13 protein-coding genes and 1 pseudogene are annotated in these 20,957 nt (G+C 70.6%); 9 read left to right on the top strand and 5 right to left on the bottom strand.

Annotation, left to right across the window (positions count from 1 at the left end; translation table 11 throughout):
- Positions 1 to 182: 182 nt before the first annotated feature.
- Positions 183 to 477, bottom strand: a pseudogene (locus tag QFZ74_RS07770) (ADP-ribosylglycohydrolase family protein); the annotation flags it as partial.
- A gap of 452 nt (positions 478 to 929) precedes the next feature.
- On the opposite strand from QFZ74_RS07770, the gene QFZ74_RS07765 reads away from it, so the two are divergent.
- From QFZ74_RS07765 to QFZ74_RS07755, 3 genes are all read left to right on the top strand, one after another.
- Positions 930 to 1,661 carry a VIT1/CCC1 transporter family protein gene (locus QFZ74_RS07765; protein WP_307620049.1) on the top strand — a complete coding sequence of 244 codons (732 nt, stop codon included), beginning with the start codon at positions 930 to 932 and terminating at the stop codon, positions 1,659 to 1,661.
- Between the two features lie 510 nt (positions 1,662 to 2,171).
- Complete coding sequence (gltB, locus tag QFZ74_RS07760) at positions 2,172 to 6,680, top strand: glutamate synthase large subunit (RefSeq protein ID WP_307624072.1); 4,509 nt, start codon at positions 2,172 to 2,174, stop codon at positions 6,678 to 6,680.
- Positions 6,673 to 8,136, top strand: coding sequence for a glutamate synthase subunit beta (locus QFZ74_RS07755; RefSeq protein ID WP_307620048.1), 1,464 nt, complete (start codon positions 6,673 to 6,675; stop codon positions 8,134 to 8,136). The genes gltB and QFZ74_RS07755 overlap by 8 nt, the downstream gene beginning before the upstream one ends.
- Before the next feature lie 124 nt (positions 8,137 to 8,260).
- Here the strand turns inward: QFZ74_RS07755 and QFZ74_RS07750 are convergent, their stop codons facing one another.
- Both QFZ74_RS07750 and QFZ74_RS07745 read right to left on the bottom strand, forming a co-directional pair.
- Positions 8,261 to 9,187, bottom strand: coding sequence for a chitosanase (locus QFZ74_RS07750; protein WP_307620047.1), 927 nt, complete (start codon positions 9,185 to 9,187; stop codon positions 8,261 to 8,263).
- 25 nt (positions 9,188 to 9,212) lie between these two features.
- Positions 9,213 to 10,085: a rhomboid family intramembrane serine protease gene (locus tag QFZ74_RS07745; RefSeq protein WP_307620046.1), complete on the bottom strand. Its 873-nt coding sequence runs from the start codon at positions 10,083 to 10,085 to the stop codon at positions 9,213 to 9,215.
- A gap of 181 nt (positions 10,086 to 10,266) precedes the next feature.
- On the opposite strand from QFZ74_RS07745, the gene QFZ74_RS07740 reads away from it, so the two are divergent.
- Positions 10,267 to 11,964, top strand: a complete 1,698-nt coding sequence (locus QFZ74_RS07740) for a cytochrome bc complex cytochrome b subunit (RefSeq protein WP_373462356.1) — start codon at positions 10,267 to 10,269, stop codon at positions 11,962 to 11,964.
- Positions 11,965 to 11,988: 24 nt separating this feature from the next.
- Here QFZ74_RS07740 and QFZ74_RS07735 read toward each other — a convergent pair whose 3' ends face one another.
- Positions 11,989 to 12,870, bottom strand: a complete 882-nt coding sequence (locus tag QFZ74_RS07735) for a hypothetical protein (protein ID WP_307620044.1) — start codon at positions 12,868 to 12,870, stop codon at positions 11,989 to 11,991.
- 157 nt (positions 12,871 to 13,027) lie between these two features.
- Here QFZ74_RS07735 and QFZ74_RS07730 point away from each other — a divergent pair, with 157 nt between their 5' ends.
- The 5 genes from QFZ74_RS07730 to pyk all read left to right on the top strand — a co-directional run bounded on the left by QFZ74_RS07730 (position 13,028) and on the right by pyk (position 20,155).
- A complete protein-coding gene (locus tag QFZ74_RS07730) occupies positions 13,028 to 13,384 on the top strand; it encodes a chorismate mutase (RefSeq protein WP_307620043.1) in 357 nt (118 codons plus the stop codon).
- Positions 13,385 to 13,620: 236 nt separating this feature from the next.
- Entirely contained in the window at positions 13,621 to 16,101 is a 2,481-nt protein-coding gene (pepN, locus tag QFZ74_RS07725; protein ID WP_307620042.1) for an aminopeptidase N, read from the top strand.
- A gap of 368 nt (positions 16,102 to 16,469) precedes the next feature.
- Positions 16,470 to 17,897: a lysine N(6)-hydroxylase/L-ornithine N(5)-oxygenase family protein gene (locus tag QFZ74_RS07720; RefSeq protein WP_307620041.1), complete on the top strand. Its 1,428-nt coding sequence runs from the start codon at positions 16,470 to 16,472 to the stop codon at positions 17,895 to 17,897.
- Entirely contained in the window at positions 17,894 to 18,568 is a 675-nt protein-coding gene (locus QFZ74_RS07715; RefSeq protein ID WP_307620040.1) for an SIMPL domain-containing protein, read from the top strand. The genes QFZ74_RS07720 and QFZ74_RS07715 overlap by 4 nt, the downstream gene beginning before the upstream one ends.
- 150 nt (positions 18,569 to 18,718) lie before the next feature.
- Entirely contained in the window at positions 18,719 to 20,155 is a 1,437-nt protein-coding gene (gene pyk / locus QFZ74_RS07710) for a pyruvate kinase (protein WP_307620039.1), read from the top strand.
- A gap of 7 nt (positions 20,156 to 20,162) precedes the next feature.
- Here pyk and QFZ74_RS07705 read toward each other — a convergent pair whose 3' ends face one another.
- Complete coding sequence (locus QFZ74_RS07705) at positions 20,163 to 20,942, bottom strand: helix-turn-helix domain-containing protein (protein WP_307620038.1); 780 nt, start codon at positions 20,940 to 20,942, stop codon at positions 20,163 to 20,165.
- Between the last annotated feature and the right edge of the window lie 15 nt (positions 20,943 to 20,957).

The following is a 20,957-nucleotide window of genomic DNA, read 5'->3' as shown; positions in this document are numbered from 1 at the left end:
CGCCGTGGACGCGGCCGCCGTGGCGTTCGAGGGTCTGGTCGGGGGAGCAGCGCTCGACGGGTCCCCGAGAGCGTCGCCGACGGCGGCTCCCACGAGAGCGGAGGCGATCCGCTCGTCGAGACCGCCGGGCCCGCCCGGACACGGCCCGCTGCTCTCTTCTCCTTTGGGCGTCATGCCCCGAATCATCCTCCCGGTGGGGCCGGTTGTGCGGCTTCCAGGAGATCGGCGAGTTCCACGAGGCCGGTGCCGGTGAGGCGGGGATCGCGCACCCGGAGAGTGTGCGGCAGGCGTCGCGCCGGGACTCCGGGATCGACGCCGCCGCCGAGGGTGCCGGTCGGCGCGCCGCCAGCGCGGGCGCCGAGTCGGCGACCCGGCACAGGCGGGCCGCGGCGGCGAGGGCGACCGGACCGTCTCGGCGGCGGCTACGCCGTAGCTGTGGACGTGGCCGACGATCTGGTGCCGCAGGAGCAGGAGCAGGAGCAGGGGCAGGGGCAGGAGCAGGGGCAGGGGCAGGGGCAGGAGCAGGAGCAGGGCAGGAGCAGGAGCAGGGCAGGGGCAGGGGCAGGGGCAGGGGCAGGAGCAGGAGCAGGGGCAGAGCGAAGGCGGTGTCGTGGCGTGTGCGAGGGCGAGCGCGCGCCGGGCGTTGCGCCACGGCCGCCACGCCCGCCTCCAGTCGCTCGCCGGTGAGCGCCGGCGCCAGGCGCTCACGCAGGCCCGGCGGCGAAGCGCGCACGAGCCTCACCGGCCGCAGCATCACCCGGACCGACATCCGGCCGGCCCCCCGGCACGGGGCAGCGCTCCACGACAAACGTGCAGGTTAGCGCAGCCTTTCCTTGCTGGCGGGGGGCTGGGGGAGTGGCGTAGGTTGAGGTTGTCGAAAAGTAGAACGTATCTAAAGTTAGCTTTGCCTAAGCTATCTGGGGGACCTCATGGCCATCATCGAAACCGAGGCCGCGCTGCACGAGGCGCACCGTGACAACCACACGCACCGGGACGTGAACGGCGGCTGGCTGCGCCCCGCCGTCTTCGGGGCGATGGACGGCCTGGCCTCCAACCTCGCCCTGATGACCGGCGTCGCCGGCGGATCCGTCGGGCAGCAGGCCATCATTCTGACCGGTCTGGCCGGGCTCGCCGCCGGGGCCTTCTCCATGGCCGCCGGCGAGTACACCTCCGTCGCCTCCCAGCGCGAACTCGTCGAGGCCGAGCTCGACGTGGAGCGCAGGGAGCTGCGCAAGCACCCGCAGGACGAGGAGAAGGAACTCGCCGCGCTCTACCGGGCCCGCGGCGTCGAGCCGGAGCTCGCCCGCGAGGTCGCCCGCCAGCTGTCCAGGGACCCCGAGCAGGCCCTGGAGATCCACGCCCGTGAGGAGCTGGGCATCGACCCCGGCGACCTGCCCTCGCCGCTGGTCGCGGCCGTGTCCTCGTTCGGTTCCTTCGCGCTGGGTGCCCTGCTGCCCCTCCTGCCGTACCTGCTCGGCGCGAGCGCGCTGTGGCCGGCCGTGGTGCTGGCGCTCGCGGGGCTGTTCGGCTGCGGCGCCGTGGTGGCCAAGGTGACGGCGCGCAGCTGGTGGTTCAGCGGTCTGCGGCAGCTCGCGCTCGGCGGGGCTGCGGCCGGTGTGACGTACCTCCTCGGCGTGCTGTTCGGAACGGCCGTAGGATAGGTGAACCGCTGTTTATGCGGTGGCCTGCATGAATAGCCGTCACAACTGTTACTTGCTGGTTTCGAACGCTTAACCAGCGGGCATGAGCCGTAAGCGCTGCGGGCAATGACGCCTGCCGTGCAACGCGGGACGGGCCACGACGCTCTTCCCGCCCCTCGGCCGACGGGTCTGGATCCAACCCTGATCCCGCCCGGCCCGGTCTTTCATGTGCCGCACCCAGTCCCCGCATATACCCCCGCTCACACCCTCCGGCGTCGGTTCGCCGTACCCGCAGCGCGCGCCCGGTGTCCGCATGCTGGAACCTACTTTCCAGTTATCGAGAGCCGCCGGTAACCTGCACGAAATTTTGAGCTCCACGCTCCACGCAGAGGGCCAACGTCGTCCCTCGGCACCAGCCACATGCCAATGACGACGACGGGAGAGCCGATGCGTACACCGCGCCAGCCGTCCCAGCTCTCCATGAACGACCAGTCCTGGTCGTTCATGGACGCTCGCCCTGCCGCGCAGGGTCTGTACGACCCCCGCAACGAGCACGACGCCTGCGGCGTCGGCTTCGTCGCAACCCTCACCGGCGAGGCGAGCCACGCGCTGGTCGAGCAGGCACTCACGGTGCTGCGCAACCTCGAACACCGCGGCGCCACCGGCTCCGAGCCCGACTCCGGCGACGGCGCGGGCATCCTCAGCCAGGTCCCCGACGCCTTCTTCCGCGAGGTCACCGGGTTCGAGCTCCCCGCCGCCGGCGCCTACGCCGTCGGCATCGCCTTCCTCCCCGAGGAGGACGCCGACGAGACCGTCGCGCGGATCGACGCCATCGCGGCCGAGGAGGGCCTGACCGTCCTCGGCTGGCGCGAGGTGCCCGTCGCCCCCGAACTCCTCGGCGCCACCGCCCGCTCCACCATGCCCGCCTTCCGGCAGATCTTCGTCGGCGACGGCGCCAGCGAGGGCATCGCGCTGGACCGCAAGGCCTTCGGTCTGCGCAAGCGCGCCGAGCGCGAGGCGGGCGTCTACTTCCCCTCGCTGTCCGCGCGCACGATCGTCTACAAGGGCATGCTGACCACCGGCCAGCTGGAGCCCTTCTTCCCGGACCTGTCCGACCGCCGCTTCGCCTCCGCGATCGCGCTCGTGCACTCCCGGTTCTCCACGAACACCTTCCCGTCGTGGCCGCTCGCGCACCCGTACCGCTTCGTCGCGCACAACGGTGAGATCAACACCGTCAAGGGCAACCGCAACTGGATGCGCGCCCGCGAGTCCCAGCTCGCCTCCGGCCTCTTCGGTGAGCAGAGCCTTCAGCGGACCTTCCCCGTCTGTACGCCCGACGCCTCCGACTCGGCGTCCTTCGACGAGGTCCTCGAACTCCTGCACCTGGGCGGGCGTTCGCTGCCGCACTCCGTGCTGATGATGATTCCGGAGGCGTGGGAGAACCACGACTCCATGGACCCGGCCCGGCGCGCCTTCTACCAGTACCACTCCACGATGATGGAGCCCTGGGACGGCCCCGCCTGCGTCACCTTCACCGACGGCACCCAGGTCGGCGCCGTCCTCGACCGCAACGGCCTGCGCCCCGGCCGCTACTGGGTCACCGACGACGGCCTCGTCGTCCTCGGCTCCGAGGTCGGCGTCCTCGACATCGACCCCGCCAGGGTCGTCCGCAAGGGCCGCCTCCAGCCCGGCCGCATGTTCCTCGTCGACACCGCCGAGCACCGCATCATCGAGGACGACGAGATCAAGGCGACCCTCGCCGCCGAGCAGCCCTACGCCGAGTGGCTGGAGGCCGGCGAGATCGAGCTGGGCGACCTGCCCGAGCGCGAGCACATCGTCCACACCCACGCCTCGGTCACCCGCCGCCAGCAGACCTTCGGCTACACCGAGGAGGAACTGCGCGTCATTCTCGCGCCGATGGCCGAGTCCGGCGCCGAGCCGATCGGTTCGATGGGCACCGACTCGCCGATCGCGGCCCTCTCCGAGCGCCCGCGGCTGCTCTTCGACTACTTCACCCAGCTGTTCGCACAGGTCACCAACCCGCCGCTGGACGCGATCCGCGAGGAGCTGGTCACCTCCCTGCGCTCCTCCCTCGGCCCGCAGGGCAACCTGCTCGACCCGACCGCCGCCTCCTGCCGGTCCGTCCTGCTGCCCTTCCCGGTCATCGACAACGACGAGCTCGCCAAGCTCATCCACATCAACGCCGACGGCGACCTGCCCGGCTTCAAGGCCGCGACCCTCTCCGGCCTCTACCGGGTCTCCGGCGGCGGCGACTCCCTCGCCGCCCGCATCGCCGAGATCTGCGCCGAGGCCGACGCCGCGATCGAGAACGGCGCCCGCCTGATCGTCCTGTCCGACCGGCACTCCGACGCCGAGCACGCGCCGATCCCCTCGCTGCTGCTCACCGCCGCCGTCCACCACCACCTCATCCGCACCAAGCAGCGCACCCACGTGGGCCTGCTGGTCGAGGCCGGCGACGTCCGCGAGGTCCACCACGTCGCCCTGCTCATCGGCTACGGCGCCGCCGCCGTCAACCCCTACCTCGCGATGGAGTCCGTCGAGGACCTGGTCCGCGCGGGCACCTTCCTGCCCGGCACCGAGCCCGAGACGGCCATCCGCAACCTCATCAAGGCGCTCGGCAAGGGCGTCCTGAAGGTCATGTCCAAGATGGGCATCTCCACCGTCGCCTCCTACCGCGGCGCCCAGGTCTTCGAGGCCATCGGCCTCGACGAGGCCTTCGTCGAGCAGTACTTCAACGGCACCACCACCAAGATCGGCGGCGTCGGCATCGACGTCATCGCCGAGGAGGTCGCCGCCCGGCACGCCAAGGCGTACCCGGCGAGCGGCATCGCGCCCGCCCACCGGGCGCTGGACATCGGCGGCGAGTACCAGTGGCGCCGCGAGGGCGAGCCGCACCTGTTCGACCCCGACACGGTCTTCCGCCTCCAGCACTCCACGCGCAGCGGCCGCTACGACATCTTCAAGAAGTACACGGACCGCGTGAACGAGCAGTCCGAGCGCCTGATGACGCTGCGCGGCCTGTTCAGCCTCGATTCCGGCCGCCCCTCGATCCCCATCGAGGAGGTCGAGCCGGTCTCCGAGATCGTCAAGCGCTTCTCCACCGGCGCCATGTCGTACGGCTCCATCTCCCAGGAGGCGCATGAGACCCTCGCCATCGCCATGAACCAGCTGGGCGGCAAGTCCAACACCGGTGAGGGCGGCGAGGACCCGGAGCGCCTGTACGACCCGGCGCGACGAAGCGCCATCAAGCAGGTCGCCTCCGGCCGCTTCGGCGTGACCAGCGAATACCTCGTCAACGCCGACGACATCCAGATCAAGATGGCTCAGGGCGCCAAGCCCGGCGAGGGCGGCCAGCTGCCCGGCCACAAGGTGTACCCGTGGATCGCCCAGACCCGGCACTCCACGCCCGGCGTCGGCCTCATCTCCCCGCCGCCGCACCACGACATCTACTCCATCGAGGATCTCGCCCAGCTGATCCACGACCTGAAGAACGCCAATCCGGCCGCCCGCATCCACGTGAAACTGGTCTCCGAGGTCGGCGTCGGCACGGTCGCCGCCGGCGTCTCCAAGGCGCACGCCGACGTCGTGCTGATCTCCGGTCACGACGGCGGCACCGGCGCCTCCCCGCTGACCTCCCTCAAGCACGCGGGCGGCCCCTGGGAGCTCGGCCTCGCCGAGACCCAGCAGACCCTGCTGCTCAACGGGCTGCGCGACCGCATCGTCGTCCAGACCGACGGCCAGCTGAAGACGGGCCGCGACGTCGTCATCGCCGCGCTGCTCGGCGCCGAGGAGTTCGGTTTCGCGACCGCGCCGCTCGTCGTCTCCGGCTGCGTCATGATGCGCGTCTGCCACCTCGACACCTGCCCGGTCGGCATCGCCACGCAGAACCCGACCCTGCGCGAGCGCTTCACCGGCAAGGCCGAACACATCGTGAACTTCTTCCGGTTCATCGCCGAGGAGGTCCGCGAGATCCTCGCCGAGCTGGGCTTCCGCTCCATCGAGGAGGCCGTCGGCCACGCCGAGGCGCTCGACGTCACCCGCGCCGTCGACCACTGGAAGGCGCAGGGCCTGGACCTTCAGCCGCTGTTCCACGTCCCTGAACTGCCCGAGGGCGCCGTACGCCACCAGGTCGTCCCCCAGGACCACGGCCTGGAGAAGGCCCTCGACAACGAGCTGATCAAGCTCGCCGCCGACGCGCTGGCCGGCTCCGACGCCACCGACGCCCACCCGGTGCGCGCCCAGGTCGCCATCCGCAACATCAACCGCACCGTCGGCACGATGCTCGGCCACGAGGTGACGAAGAAGTTCGGCGGCGCCGGCCTGCCCGACGACACCATCGACATCACCTTCACCGGCTCGGCCGGCCAGTCCTTCGGCGCCTTCCTGCCACGCGGCATCACGCTGCGACTGGAGGGCGACGCCAACGACTACGTCGCCAAGGGCCTGTCCGGCGGCCGCGTCGTCGTCCGCCCGGACCGCACGGCCGACCACCTCGCCGAGTACTCCACCATCGCGGGCAACACCCTCGCCTACGGCGCCACCGGCGGCGAGCTGTTCCTGCGCGGCCGCACCGGCGAACGGTTCTGCGTCCGCAACTCCGGCGCGACGGTGGTCGCCGAGGGCGTCGGCGACCACGGCTGCGAGTACATGACCGGCGGCCGCGCGGTCGTCCTCGGCGAGACGGGCCGCAACTTCGCGGCCGGCATGTCCGGCGGCATCGCCTACGTCCTCGACCTCGACCCGGACAACGTCAACGCCGGCAACCTCGCCGCCGTCGGGGCGCCGGACGAGGACGACAAGCGGTGGCTGCACGACGTGGTGCGCCGCCACCAGGAGGAGACCGGCTCCACGGTCGCCGAGAAGCTCCTGGCCGAGTGGGACACCGCCGCCGACCGCTTCAGCAAGATCATCCCCAGTACGTACAAGGCAGTGCTCGCCGCCAAGGACGCCGCCGAGCGAGCCGGTCTCTCCGAGACCGAGATCACCGAGAAGATGATGGAGGCGGCGACCAATGGCTGATCCCAAGGGCTTCCTCAACCACGGCCGCGAGGTCGCCAGGACCCGCCCCGTCGGTGAGCGCGTCAAGGACTGGAACGAGGTGTACGCCCCCGGCTCCCTGCTGCCGATCATCAGCAAGCAGGCGAGCCGCTGCATGGACTGCGGCATCCCGTTCTGCCACAACGGCTGTCCACTCGGGAACCTGATCCCCGAGTGGAACGACTACGCCTACCGCGAGGACTGGACGGGGGCCTCCGAGCGCCTGCACGCGACCAACAACTTCCCGGAGTTCACCGGTCGCCTCTGCCCCGCCCCCTGCGAGTCGGCCTGCGTGCTCGGCATCAGCCAGGCGCCGGTCACCATCAAGAACGTCGAGGTCTCGATCATCGACAAGGCGTGGGAGAACGGAGCCGTCGCCGCGCAGGTGCCCGAGCGCCTGTCCGGCAAGACGGTCGCCGTCATCGGCTCCGGCCCGGCCGGCCTCGCCGCCGCCCAGCAGCTCACCCGGGCCGGGCACACGGTCGCCGTCTACGAGCGCGCCGACCGCGTCGGCGGCCTCCTCCGGTACGGCATCCCCGAGTTCAAGATGGAGAAGCGGCACATCAACCGGCGCATCGAGCAGATGCGCGCGGAGGGCACCCGCTTCCGTACCGGCATCGAGATCGGCCGCGACATGACCGCGACCGCCCTGCGCAAGCGCTACGACGCGGTCGTCATCGCCGCCGGCTCCACCACCGCCCGCGATCTCCCCGTACCCGGCCGGGAGTTGAACGGCATCCACCAGGCGATGGAGTACCTGCCGCTGGCCAACAAGGTCCAGGAGGGCGACTACGTCAGCCCGCCGATCTCGGCCGAGGGCAGGCACGTCGTCGTCATCGGCGGCGGCGACACCGGCGCCGACTGCGTGGGCACCGCCCACCGCCAGGGCGCCGCGTCGGTGACCCAGCTGGAGATCATGCCGCGCCCGAACGACGAGCGGCACCCCCTCGACCAGCCCTGGCCGACCTTCCCCATGCTCTACAAGGTCACCAGCGCCCACGAGGAGGGCGGCGAGCGGGTCTACTCCGTCTCCACCACCCACTTCGAGGGCGACGAGAACGGCGACGTGCAGTGGCTGCACCTGGCCGAGGTCGAGTTCGTCGAGGGCAGGCTCACCTCCAAGCCGGGCACCGAACGCCGTATCCCCGCCCAACTGGTCACCCTGGCCATGGGCTTCACCGGCACCGACCGGGCCAACGGCCTGGTCGAGCAGTTCGGCCTGGACCTCGACGAGCGCGGCAACATCGCCCGCGACGCCGACTTCCAGACCAACGTGCCCGGCGTGTTCGTCGCCGGTGACGCCGGCCGCGGCCAGTCCCTCATCGTGTGGGCGATCGCGGAGGGCCGCTCGGCGGCGAAGGGAGTCGACCGCTTCCTGACCGGCGCCAGCGAACTCCCCGCCCCGATCCGCCCGACGGACCGCGCACTGATGGTCTGACGGTCCCGCAAGGACCCCACCACACGTCCCGTACAACGGAGTACGGAACGCCAGGCGGCGCCTGCCCTCCTGTCCCCGACCGGACATCCGGGCAGGCGCCGCCGCACGTCCGCGAACGCCGCGCCTACGGCACCCGGTACGTGTCCCCGTACACCTGCCACTCCAGCGGCGTGCTCAGGTCCAGGTTCCCCTCCTTCAGGAACCGGCGCTGGGCCGTGTCGATGCGGGTCGTGTCGATACCGGGCCGCTTGGACCGCATGGCCTCCCGCCGTACGTCCAGGAAGACACCGAGATACGTCGTCTCGTCGCCGCCCTCCGCCGGGGTGCCGGCCTCGGCCATCGCCCGCTCGCGCAGCCCGTAGAAGCCGCCGGGGCCGGTGCCCGGGCCGTGGAAGACCATCGCGTCGTAGTACACGAACTGGCCCAGCGTGCCGAGCCCGTCGAGCCCCGCGAGGCGCACGGCCGGGTCGAAGTAGACCCGGTCCCGCTCGTCCTCCTGCGCCCTGCGGAACGCGGGAAGTTCCGCCTCCGCCTTCCAGGCGGCCGGGAACCCGGGGTCCAGGCCCCGGTGCGAGTCCGTGCCGTCCACCTCGCGCAGCGCGGGCAGGTAGCGGGCGAGACCGTTGTCCGGGTGCGCTCGTGTGTAACGCTCGACCAGGGTGAGCAGATCATGGGTGCCCGTGCAGAAGCCGACGAGGCCGGCCGTGTAGCCCTGGCCGTCGCCGATGTCCTCGATGTAGCCGAAGGCGCTGCGCCAGTCGAGGGTGGAGTTCTCGGCGCTGGCCAGGATCTGCTGGGCCAGCTCCTTCTTGTCGGGAGCGGACAGGCGGGGCGGGGCGTCGGCGACCAGCGCGTCGTCCTCGGCCCGCCGCGCCCGCTCGGCCCGCGCCTTGGCGTCCGCGGCGCCGGCGTCCCGGGCGCCCGCGCTCCGTGCGGCCGACGGCCGGTCCCGTTCCGCGCCGGGGTCCGGCCCGCCGGGGGAGACGGCGTACACCACCGCCGTCACGACGACCGGGACGGCCGCGAGCAGCAGGACCGCGGAACGTTTCATGCCGGACACCGTACGGCGCGGCGGGTCAGACCGCCCCTCCCGTGAGCTGCGTGGCCTTAGCCCAGGCGAGCACCACGAGCAGCACCAGCAGGCCCACGCAGGCACCCGTCTGCACCAGCACCCGGCGCCCGTCACGCGGCGCGTACGCGTACGCCAGCGCCACCGCGCCGCCGGTCAGCAGCCCGCCGAGGTGCCCCTGCCAGGAGGCGAACCACGACGACAGCACCAGCCACAGCAGCAGCCCCGTCATATAGCGGTTGACCTCGCTCATGCCGAAGCCCAGCCGGCGGGCCAGCACGTAGTACGCGGCACCCAGCCCGAAGATCGCGCCGGACGCGCCGACGGCCCGGGCGTCGGGGGAGATCAGCATCTCCAGGACCGAGCCGCCGAGCAGCGACAGCAGGTACAGGGCGAGGTAGCGGACCCGGCCCAACTGCGCCTCCACCACCCGGCCGATGGTCCACAGCGACGCCATGTTCATCACGATGTGCACCACCCCGATGCCCTCGTCCGGCAGCAGATGCAGGAACCCGCTGGTCAGCAGGCGGTACCACTCGCCGTACGCGACACCCTCGGGGAGGTAGCCCGGCGGCACCGCACCCAGCATGTCGAACCGGCGCACCAGCCCCGGCCGCACCAACTCGCCCAGGTAAGCGGCTACGTTGAGGCCGAGCAGCACGTACGTCACGATCGGCACCGCCGTGATCCGGCCGCCGAACGCCGTCCGTGCCCGGCGTATCGAGCGCGCGCCCTCCTTCACGCAGTCCACGCACTGGTGGCCGACGGAGGCCTCGCGCATGCAGTCGGGGCACATGTAACGGTCACAGCGCGTACAGCGGACGTGCGACTCCACCTTGGGATGGCGGTAGCAGGTGGTGACAGCGGACTGGGCATCCACGGCCGGCTCCTCGAAGACACAGGGACAGGACTGCGCCGGTGGGGTCGGCGGCGAACAAAATAGCGAAGGGGTGTGACAGGAGATCAACGCGGGGCTCGTGATCAACCAGCCCTCCCGTCCACACCGTTGGCCCAGCCGCGCCCCCGTGCCACCCTGAAGGCAGACGACGGGGAGGCGGCGTATGAGCGACCGCGCGCGACCGGCAGACGAGTCAGGGCCCTCCGCACACAAGACACACAAGACACACGAGACACACAAGGCTCGCTTGGCACGCGAGGACCCGCCCGGAAAAGGCGAGCGGATCGCCGACTGGGCCGACGGACGGCTGGGCCTCATGGCCCTGGCCAGGACCAACCTGCGCAAGGTGTTCCCCGACCACTGGTCCTTCATGCTCGGCGAGATCTGCCTCTACAGCTTCCTCATCCTGATCCTCACCGGCATCTACCTCACGCTCTTCTTCGAACCCAGCGGCGCCGAGGTCGTCTACCACGGCTCGTACGAACCGCTCGACGGCATCGTCATGACCAAGGCGTACGAGTCGACCCTGCACATCAGCTTCGACGTACGCGGCGGCCTGCTGATCCGGCAGATCCACCACTGGGCCGCGGTCGTCTTCGTCGCCGGCATGCTCGTGCACATGATGCGGGTGTTCTTCACCGGCGCGTTCCGCAAGCCCCGCGAGATCAACTGGCTGTTCGGCTGGACCCTGTTGTTCCTCGGCATCATCACCGGACTGACCGGCTACTCGCTCCCCGACGACCTGCTCTCCGGCACCGGCGTCCGCTTCGCCGACGGCGCGATCCTGTCCGTCCCGATCGTCGGGACGTACCTGTCGATGTTCCTGTTCGGCGGCGAGTTCCCCGGACACGACATCATCTCGCGGTTCTTCCCGATCCACGTCCTGCTGCTGCCCGGCATCATGCTGGGCCTCGTCGTCGCCCACCTGATCCTGGTCTTCCACCACAAGCACACCCAGTACCCCGGGCCCGGACGCGACCAGAAGACCGTGGTCGGCATGCCCTTCCTGCCCGTCTACATGGCCAAGGCGGGCGGCTTCTTCTTCCTGGTCTTCGGCGTCCTCGCCCTGATGGGCGGCCTCGCCACCATCAACCCCGTCTGGGCCTTCGGCCCCTACCGCCCCGACCTGGTGACCACCGGCGCCCAGCCCGACTGGTACCTCGGCTTCTCCGAGGGACTGATCCGCGTCATGCCCGGCTGGGAGATCAACGCCTTCGGCCACACCCTGGCCCTCGGTGTCCTCATCCCCTTCAGCCTCTTCCCGCTGCTCCTGCTCGCCCTCGGCCTCTACCCCTTCCTGGAGGCCTGGGTCACCGGCGACAGACGCGAGCACCACCTCCTCGACCGCCCCCGCAACGCACCCGTGCGCACCGGCCTCGGCGTCGCCTGGCTCAGCCTGTACGTCGTCCTGCTGATCGGCGGCGGCAACGACATCGTCGCCACCCACCTCCACCTCTCCATCAACGCGATCACCTGGTTCGTACGGGTCTCCGTCTTCGTCGTCCCGGTCCTCGCCTTCCTGCTGACCAAACGGATCTGCCTCGGCCTCCAACTGCGCGACCGCGACAAGGTCCTGCACGGCCGCGAGACCGGCACCATCAAGCTGCTGCCGCACGGCGAGTACATCGAGGTCCACGAGCCCCTCACCCAGGCACAGCTGTTCACCCTCACCCAGCACGAGCAGAACCCGCCGTACGAGATCGGCCCGCGCGAGGACGCGGGCGGCGTACGACGCCAGGTCACCCGCTCCCAGCGGCTCCGCGCCCGGCTGTCCCGCCGCATGTACGGACCCGGGACGCACGTGGCCAAACCCACCCCCGAGGAGTACCGGGAACTCACCGGCGGGGAACACCCGCACTGAGCCCGCCCCACCAGCAACAGCCGCCTACGTGTCGCACTCCAGCACTGTCCGGCACAGCGCGCACCGCGCCCGCACCCGGCCGCTCACCGGCACCCGGATCCGCTGGTGACACGTCGGACAGGGGAACGACACCCGCAGCCGCCCCCGGCCGTCGGGAGCGAAGGCGTACGGCACACCGGGCCGCGGCCCCGGAGCGTGCCGCCGGTCCCGGGCGTACCGCCTCCGCCCCGCCCAGCCGGCCCCCGTCAGCGGCGGCTGCTCCGCGTCCTGCCGAGCCCGGTCCAGACCCTTGCGGTACGCCGTGTACGCCTGCGGACTGGTGAACCACACCGACGGATCCTCACCGAACAGCAGCGCCCGCTTCGCCAGGACGTAGCCGAACTCCTCCGGCGTGAGATACCCGAGCTTCTGCGACGACACCTCGTCCTCCCGGTACGCGTCCAGCAGCAGCCAGCCCGCGCCCAGATACGTCGCCGCCGTGTCCGTGAGGATCTCGTTCTCCGCCGTCGAAGGGAACGACAGGTCCAGCCGGTGCAGATAGACGTGCGCCACCTCGTGCGCCAGCGCCGCCCCGATGTCCCGGCGATGCGTACGGAACCGCTCGTTCAGCTCCACGAAGTACTCGGGACCCGCCGCGAGTTCCACGTTCGCCGCATGCGTCATCTCGCGGAAGCTCACCACCAGCCGGGCGTCGGGAAGCCGGAAGTGCCGCACCATCTCCCGGGCCACCCGCTGCGCGCCCAGATACAGGTCGTCGGTGTCGCAGAACGCCACGTCCGCCGGGGCCACACTCGCCGCGAAGGTCTGCACCGTGTCGTACGAGAGCCGCCTGTACAGCGCGGTGACAGCGGCCCGCACCGTCTCCAGATGCGGGTAGCCGTGCTCGACCGGTCCGCCGTTCGCCACGCCCTACCCCCAAAGACGCCCAGAACCTCCCCACCACTGTATGCGCGGCACGGGCTCGGTGAGGGGCGCGCGGTGCGGGGGCGCTCGCGGTGACGGGGCGCTTGCGGTGACGGGGCGCGATGTCCCGCGCTCCGCGCGCCGCATAGGGTGGACCCCCATGACCACCAGCACCCCCGGTACCGGGACCGGAGATGTCGACGCCGCCGTCCTCCAGGAGCTCGACCGGCTCCGCGACAGCATCGACAACATCGACGCGGCCGTCGTCCACATGCTCGCCGAGCGCTTCAAGTGCACCCAGCAGGTCGGCCGCCTCAAGGCCGCCCACCAGCTGCCGCCCGCCGACCCGGCCCGCGAGTCCCGGCAGATCGCCCGCCTGCGCAGCCTCGCCGAGAACGCCAAACTCGACCCCGCGTTCGCCGAGAAGTTCCTGGGCTTCATCATCGCCGAGGTGATCCGGCACCACGAGCGCATCGCCGGAGACACCGCCGCCGACCCGGCGGTCGGCACGCACTGACCGCCGCCGACCCGGCGGCCCCCACGCACCGGCGTGACACGGACGCGCGGAGCAGGCCCGGCCGCCGCCCGCGCCGGCCCGCTCCTGTCCGGCATCCGCCTGCCCGGCATGCCTGCCCGGCATGCCTGCCCGGCATCAGCGCCGCCCTCGCGCTGGGCGTCGCCGCGGACGCGGATACAAGCCGCTGACCGGACCACCCCTGTGCGTGGTCCGCGCCATCAGGCAGCATGGCGGGCATGTCCGTACTGACGCGCGACGAAGCGCAGCTCCGAGCACAGTTCCTCGACGTCCACCGGTACGCGGTCGACCTCGACCTCACCACCGGCGACGAGACCTTCGACTCCCGCACCGAGATCCGGTTCACCGCACGGACCGACGGGGACACGTTCGTCGAGCTGAAGCCCGCCGAGTTGCGCGCCGCCACGCTCGACGGACAACCCCTCGACCCCGAGAGCCTCGACGGCAACCGACTCCCCCTGAAGAACCTCACCGCCGGCGAGCACGAACTGCGCGTCCACGCCACGATGCGCTACTCCCGCACCGGCGAGGGCATGCACCGCTTCACGGACCCCACCGACGGCGAGACGTACGTCTACACCCAGATGTTCATGGACGACGTCCAGCGAGTCTTCGCCGCCTTCGACCAGCCTGACCTCAAGGCCGTCTTCGACCTCACCGTCACCGCCCCCGACGGCTGGACCGTCCTCGCCAACGGCATCACCGAACACCTCGGGCAGGGCCGCTGGCGCGCCGCCACCACCCCGCTCATCTCCACCTACCTCGTCGCCGTCGCCGCCGGCCCCTGGCACTCGGTCCGCACCGAACACCGCGGCCTGCCCTTCGGCATCCACTGCCGCCGCTCCCTCGCACCCCACCTCGACACCGACGCCGACGAGATCCTCGACATCACCCGCGCCTGCTTCGACCGCTACCACGAGAAGTTCAACGAGCCCTACCCCTTCGACTCCTACGACCAGGCCTTCGTCCCCGAGTTCAACGCCGGCGCCATGGAGAACCCCGGACTCGTCACCTTCCGCGACGACTTCGTCTACCGCTCCGCCGTCACCGACACCGAACGCCAGACCCGCGCCATGGTCATCGCCCACGAGATGGCCCACATGTGGTTCGGCGACCTCGTCACCCTCAAGTGGTGGGACGACATCTGGCTGAACGAGTCCTTCGCCGAGTACATGGGCTACCAGACCACCCTCGAAGCCACCCGCTTCACCCAGCCCTGGGTCGAGTTCGGGGTCACCCGCAAGGCCTGGGGCTACGACGCCGACCAGCGCCCCACCACCCACCCCGTCGCCCCCGAAGCCGTCGACGACACCGCCTCCGCCCTGCTCAACTTCGACGGCATCTCCTACGCCAAGGGCGCCTCCGCCCTGCGCCAACTCGTCACCTGGCTCGGCGAGAAGGACTTCCTCGCCGGCATCAACACCCACTTCGAACGACACCGGTTCGCCAACGCCACCCTCGCCGACTTCATCGACTCCCTCGCCTCCGCCACCGACCGCGACGTCCACGCCTGGGCCGACGCATGGCTGCGCACCACCGGCGTCGACACCCTCACCCCCCTCATCGACACCACCGACGGCACCCGCACCCTCACCGTCGAACGCACCGGCAGCCGCCCCCACCGCGTCACCGCCGGCCTCTACGACCACGACCTCACCGACGACGGCGGCCTCACCCTGCGCGAACGCGTCGACCTCGACATCCCCCAGACCACCCCGCACCCCCTCGGCAAACGGCCCGCGCTGCTCCTCCTCAACGACGGCGACCTGACCTACGCCAAGGTCCGCTTCGACCCCGAGTCCTTCGAGACGCTCCGCACCCACCTGTCCGGCCTGCCCGACCCGCTCACCCGCGCCGTCGTCTGGAACGCTCTCAGGGACGCCGTCCGCGACGGCGAACTCCCGCCCGCCGCCTACCTCGAGACCGCCCGCACCCACCTCCCGCACGAGACCGACCTCGCCCTCGTCCAGGGCGTCCTCGCCTTCGCCGCCACCCAGGTCGCCGACCGCTACCTGAGCCCCGAGGAACGCCCCGCCGCCCTGGCCACCCTCAGTTCCCTGTGCCGCGACCTCATCCGGCGCAGCGAGGACGGCGACCACCCCGGCCTGCGCCTCGTCGCCGTACGCCACTTCATCGACGTCGCCGCCCACCCCGACACCATCGCCGCCTGGCTCGCCGAAGGCACCGTGCCCGGCGGCCCCGAACTCGACCCCGAACTGCGCTGGCGCATCCTCGCCCGCCTCGCCGTCCTCGGCGCCACCGACGAGGCCGCCATCACCGCCGAACTGAACCGGGACCCCAGCGCCACCGGCCAGGAAGGCGCCGCCCGCTGCCGCGCCTGTCTGCCCGACCCCGAGACCAAGCGCGCGGCCTGGGAGGCGATGTTCGCCTCCGACGACCTCTCCAACTACCTGTTCACCGCCACCGCCCGCGGCTTCTGGCAGCCCGAACAGGCCGACCTCGTACGGGAGTACATCCCGCGCTACTTCGAGGACGCCGTCGCCGTGGCCGCCCGCCGCGGCCCCGCCATCGCCACCGCGGCCGGCCGCTGGGCCTTCCCGGCCCACGCCGTCGACGCCGAGACCCTCACCCTCGGCGAGGCCTGCCTGCGCGAGTCGGCCCCCGCCCCGTCCCTCGGCCGCACCCTCGCCGACCAACTCGACGACCTGGCACGAGCGTTGCGCGTACGGGAGGCGTAGCACCCCCCTTCACCCCGGCCGACGTCCGCCCCGCCCTCTCGAGGACGGGGCGGACGTCCGTCTTTCCGCGGGCTCACGTCAACCGCACGCCCGGCGCCGCCCCTTCCTCACCCGGCGCTCTCACACGTTTTCGCCGCACGGGAGTACCCACGATCGGGTTCCGATCGTTGCGCAGTCCGGCCGCGCCGCCCCGGCAAGCCCGCCTGACCCTGCCCCCGAGGCCCGTGCCCCCGAGGAGAGCCCATGAGCACGCCGCCCCTCACCTCAGGACCCGAAGGGCCGGGCGCCCTCAGGCCGTTGCTCCACACCGCACCCGCCCCGACGACCCGACCCAGCTCCTCGAACTCGTGGAAGGAACCACCCCCCCGATGGCCCACCCCCCACACCACGAACCCGCGGCACCCCGCGACCTGACCGGCATCGGGATCGGCCCCTTCAACCTCTCCCTCGCCGCCCTCGCCCAGCCCCTCACCCAACTCGACACCGTCTTCTACGAACAACGGCCCCGCTTCGACTGGCACCCCGGACTCCTCATCGAGGGCACCACCCTCCAAGTCCCCTTCCTCGCCGACCTCGTCACCCTCGCCGACCCCACCAGCAACTGGACCTTCCTCCAGTACCTCAGGACCCGCGACCGGCTCTACCCCTTCTACTTCGCCGAGCGCTTCCACATCCACCGCGCCGAATACGACGCCTACTGCCGCTGGGTCTCGGAGAACCTCCCCGGACTGCACTTCTCCCACCAGGTCGACGCCGTCCGCTGGAACCCCCAACGCGCCCTCTTCGAAGTCGACTTCACCCAACTCGACGCCGACGGCGAAGCCGAAGCCCTCGGCCGCACCTACACCAGGAACATCGTCCTCGGCATCGGCAGCACCCCCCACATCCCCAGCCCCCTCAAGCCGCTCGCCGACGCTCCCGGCGTCCCCGTCCTGCACGCCGCCGACTACCTCGACCACCGCGACGCCCTCCTCGCCGCCGGGCACGTCACCGTCGTCGGCTCAGGCCAGTCCGGCGCCGAGATCTTCCTCGACCTCCTGCGCCACCGCCCCACCGGCCGCGAACGCCTCCACTGGATCGGCCGCACCGAGGCCTTCGCCCCCATGGAGTACTCCAAACTCGGCCTCGAACACTTCACCCCCGACTACACCCGCTACTTCCACGCCCTCACCGAACCCGTCCGCGACCAACTCGTCGCCCGCCAGGGCCAACTGCACAAGGGCATCGACGCCGGCACCCTCGCCGCCATCCACGACGAGCTCTACCGCCGCACCCTCGACGGCGGCTGGCCCGACGCCGTCCTCACCCCCGGCGTCCAGGTCCGCACCGCCGGCCGCATGGCCACCACCAAGATCGAACTCCACCTCGAACACACCCAGCAGCACACCCGCACCCGCCTCACCACCGACGCCGTCGTCCTCGCCACCGGCTACCACGAACGCCCCCTCGACCAACTCCTCGCCGGACTCGACCCCTACCTGCGCCGCGACAGCAGCGAACGCCCCCGCGTCGACGAGCACCACCGCCTCGTCCTCGACCCCACCATCACCGGCACCGCCTTCGTCCAGAACGCCGAACTCCACACCCACGGCGTCGGCACCCCCGACCTCGGCCTCGCCGCCCACCGCAGCGCCACCATCCTCAACACCCTCACCGGGAAAGACCCCTACCCCCTCCCACCCCGGACGGCCTTCACCACCTTCGGCCTCGAACAGCCCGCCGCGGTACCCGGAGCACGGCAGACACACCGGCTCACCCCCCTCACCGACCGGGCCCATGACACAGTGAAACCATGACGAGCCCTTCGCCCGAACCGCCCCGCGTCGCCGTCCGCGGCGAAGCACACCTCGAAGCCGAACCCGAGACAGCACGCATCACCGTCACCGTCAACGCCCGTGGCCGCGACCGACGTTCGGCCCTCGACGACCTCACCCGACGCAACGCCGCCGCCCTCGACCTCATCAAGAGCCACGGCGACGCCGTAGAACGCCTGGAGACCGGCCACCTCACCATCACCCCCGAACTCAGCGAACGCGGCCGAGGCGAACGCGTCCGCACCCACCACGGACACGTCCAGATCACCGCCGTACTCTCCGACTTCACCCTCCTCGGCGAACTCACCACCCGCCTCGCCGACCTCGAACTCACCCGCGTCGACGGCCCCTGGTGGGCACTGCGCCCCGACTCACCGGCCCGCACCCAGGTCCGCCGGCAGGCCGTACGCGAAGCCGTCCAGCGCGCCCGCGAATACGCGGAAGCCCTCGGCAGCACCCTGACCGGCCTCATCGACATCGCCGACATCGGCACGGAACACGCCGAACCCCGCGTCCGCACAGCCCCCCGCGCCCCCGGCTACGGAGCACCCGCGGAAAACACACCGCCTCCCGCACTCGACCTCGAACCCCAACGCCAGCACCTCTACGCCCAGGTCACCGCCCGCTTCACGATGACGCCACCGCACCTGTGAACCGACCGAGCCCGGAATTCGAATGAATAACCCAACGGAATATTCCAGGCTGCTTGATTCAAGACTTGTCAATCCCCCTTCACCCGAAGGTCCTTGAGCAGTCACGTCACACCAAATCTCTACCCGCGGGTAAGGCCTAGGCTCGAAACCATGCGCCGAGCAAAGATCGTCTGCACACTGGGACCCGCCACCGACGCGTACGACCAGATCAAAGCCCTGGTCGAAGCCGGAATGGACGTCGCCCGATTCAACCTCAGCCACGGCACCCACGCCGAACACGAGGAGCGCTACCAGCACGTACGCAAGGCCTCCGACGAAATCGGCCGCAGCGTCGGAATCCTCGCCGACCTTCAAGGCCCGAAGATCCGACTCGGCCGCTTCACCGAAGGCCCCGTACTCCTCGAACGCGGCGACCCCTTCACCATCACCGTCGAGGACGGCGCCCAGGGCGACCGCCACCAGTGCGGAACCACCCACCCCGGCCTCGCCACCGACGTCACCCCCGGCGAACGCATCCTCGTCGACGACGGCAAGGTCAGCCTCGAAGTCACCTCCGTCGACGGACCCCGCGTCCACACCACCGTGCTCGAAGGCGGCGTCGTCTCCGACCACAAAGGCCTCAACCTGCCCGGCGTCGCCGTCTCCGTCCCCGCCCTCTCCAAGAAGGACGAGACCGACCTCCGCTGGGCCCTGCGCACCGGCTTCGACACCATCGCCCTCTCCTTCGTCCGCAGCGGCAAGGACATCAAGGACGTCCACCGCGTCATGGACGAGGAAGGCCGGCGCCTGCCCGTCATCGCCAAGATCGAGAAACCCCAGGCCGTCGACGCCATCGAGGACATCGTCGCCGCCTTCGACGGCCTCATGGTCGCCCGCGGCGACCTCGGCGTCGAAATGCCCCTGGAGCAGGTCCCCATCGTCCAGAAGCGCGCCATCAAACTCGCCAAACGCAACGCCAAGCCGGTCATCGTCGCCACCCAGATGCTCGACTCGATGATCGAGAACGCCCGGCCCACGCGCGCGGAGGCCTCCGACGTCGCCAACGCGATCATCGACGGCACGGACGCGGTGATGCTGTCGGGTGAGACGAGCGTGGGCAAGCACGCCGTGGAAACGGTCCGCACGATGGCCCGTATCGCCGAGGCGGCGGAGGAGGACATCCTCGCCAAGGGCCTACCGGCCTTGACGGAAAGGAACAAACCCCGCACCCAGGGCGGCGCGGTCGCCCGCGCGGCGGCGGAGACGGGCGACTTCCTCGCCGCCAAGTTCCTGGTGGCCTTCACCCAATCCGGAGACACCGCCCGCCGCCTCTCCCGCTACCGCTCCCCGATCCCCCTCCTCGCCTTCACCCCCGAACCGGCCACCCGCTCCCAACTCAGCCTCACGTGGGGCGTGGAAACGTTCCTGGGACCGCAGGCGGACTCGACGGACGCGATGGTGGACCAGGTGGACGAGTTGCTGTTGAAGTACGGCCGCTGCAAGAAGGGCGACGTGGTCGTCATCACGGCGGGCTCGCCTCCGGGAGTCGCGGGCTCGACGAACCTGGTGCGGGTGCATCACATCGGGGAGGACGACAGCCCTAAGTAGGGGACGGTCAGTATTTGGGCCCTACGTGGAGGTCCATGAGGGCGACGGAGGCTTTGCGGGCGACGGAGATGTTGAAGGGGTCGCTTCCGCGAGCCAGGGTGGTCCACTCGACGCCTACCTTGTCGAGGGTGTTCGTGAAGAGCTTCCGGATGTCGTCCGACTTGTTGGAGAAGAAATACCGAGGGTATTCGTAGCGCTTGCGCGCCCCGGCGACCAGCTTTTCCGTCCAGTTGATGATGCGGCAACCGTCGGAATGGATGAGCCCTCGGATGAAATCCCAAGGGTGCGCGTCGACGATTTCCTGCTGCCAGGGTTCAAGGGCGATGTGGCGTTCGTGCTTCTTGCCCCGGCCGTGTTGGGGGAACATGCAGGTCCAGTGCATGCTGTGAGACTTCACCTCCACGCAGCCGGTCTTGCGTCGTTGCCTGACGCTGGGCTGTGACATCACCTTGCGCATGGCATCCTCGGCGGCTGCGATGAGGCCGGTTTGTGTGGCGTCGCAGAAGATCGACAAGTGGTGCTGCTTGTACTTGGAGACGATGTGCCCGTCGCCGAGGTAGAGGCCGAGCAGGTAGGCGTACGCGACCTGGTCGACAGGGCGCCCGGTACACCTAGGACAGTCGGTCGGCTGATGGTAGATCTCGCCGCGAGCCTTGCGGTCTTCGCTCCGCCACCAGCCGACGGTCCCGCGCGGGATGTTGAGCTGCTCGGCGACCATACGGTTGGGGACGCCCTGGCGCATGAGTGCGACAGCATGAGCGCGGATCGAAGGACTGTGCTGTTCCATGCGGCCACTCTGTGT

Origin of the sequence: Streptomyces sp. V3I7 (assembly GCF_030817495.1) — a bacterium.
In the GTDB taxonomy this organism is placed as follows: domain Bacteria; phylum Actinomycetota; class Actinomycetes; order Streptomycetales; family Streptomycetaceae; genus Streptomyces.
Note: the sequence above shows the minus strand (reverse complement) of the source record. Positions and strands in the feature narration are given on the sequence as shown.

What these genes read in the sequence shown, in the direction of transcription:
- QFZ74_RS07765 (WP_307620049.1), top strand. Translation starts at nt 930, where the DNA reads ATGGCCATCATCGAAACCGAGGCCGCGCTGCACGAGGCGCACCGTGAC.
- QFZ74_RS07755 (WP_307620048.1), top strand. Translation starts at nt 6,673, where the DNA reads ATGGCTGATCCCAAGGGCTTCCTCAACCACGGCCGCGAGGTCGCCAGG.
- QFZ74_RS07750 (WP_307620047.1), bottom strand. Translation starts at nt 9,187, where the DNA reads ATGAAACGTTCCGCGGTCCTGCTGCTCGCGGCCGTCCCGGTCGTCGTG.
- QFZ74_RS07740 (WP_373462356.1), top strand. Translation starts at nt 10,267, where the DNA reads ATGAGCGACCGCGCGCGACCGGCAGACGAGTCAGGGCCCTCCGCACAC.
- QFZ74_RS07730 (WP_307620043.1), top strand. Translation starts at nt 13,028, where the DNA reads ATGACCACCAGCACCCCCGGTACCGGGACCGGAGATGTCGACGCCGCC.
- pepN (WP_307620042.1), top strand. Translation starts at nt 13,621, where the DNA reads ATGTCCGTACTGACGCGCGACGAAGCGCAGCTCCGAGCACAGTTCCTC.
- QFZ74_RS07720 (WP_307620041.1), top strand. Translation starts at nt 16,470, where the DNA reads ATGGCCCACCCCCCACACCACGAACCCGCGGCACCCCGCGACCTGACC.
- QFZ74_RS07715 (WP_307620040.1), top strand. Translation starts at nt 17,894, where the DNA reads ATGACGAGCCCTTCGCCCGAACCGCCCCGCGTCGCCGTCCGCGGCGAA.
- pyk (WP_307620039.1), top strand. Translation starts at nt 18,719, where the DNA reads ATGCGCCGAGCAAAGATCGTCTGCACACTGGGACCCGCCACCGACGCG.
- QFZ74_RS07705 (WP_307620038.1), bottom strand. Translation starts at nt 20,942, where the DNA reads ATGGAACAGCACAGTCCTTCGATCCGCGCTCATGCTGTCGCACTCATG.